The organism is Ralstonia sp. VS2407 (genome assembly GCF_052950655.1).
In genome coordinates this window covers 1-476 of record NZ_JBRFVG010000228.1, presented here as the reverse complement: position 1 = coordinate 476, position 476 = coordinate 1, and the positions used below count along the sequence as shown (strand labels likewise).

At 69.1% G+C, this 476-nt stretch carries 1 protein-coding gene; it reads right to left on the bottom strand.

Going from position 1 to position 476, the window contains the following annotated elements; genetic code table 11:
- Window positions 1-476 (bottom strand): MFS transporter (locus ACU8YE_RS24765; protein ID WP_446930093.1); only part of this gene is annotated, 476 nt, incomplete at both ends.

Below are 476 nucleotides of genomic sequence, written 5' to 3'. Positions count from 1 at the left end.
CCTTCTCGTCGGCCGACAGCCAGCGCGCGTCGTCGATCCGGTCCTCGAGCAGCGCGAACACCGCGACGCCGAGCACGATCGTCGGCGCGCCCTGCAGCAGGAACAGCCACTGCCAGCCGGCGAGCCCGCCTTGGCCCGCCGAGAAGTGGTCGAGCATCCAGCCCGACAGCGGGCCGCCGATCACGCCGGAGATCGGGATCGCCGACATGAACAGCGCGATCGCACGGCCGCGATGCTCGGCGCTGAACCATTGCGTCAGATACAGCACCATGCCCGGGAAGAAGCCGGCTTCCGCGATGCCGGTGAAAAAGCGCAGCGTATAGAACGACGCCGGCGTCTTCACGCACAGCAGCGCGGACGACAGCGCGCCCCACACGACCATGATGATCGCGATCCACGCACGCGCGCCGACGCGCCGCAGCACCAGGTTGCTCGGCACGCCCGCGAGCACGTAGCCGATGAAGAAGATGCCCGCG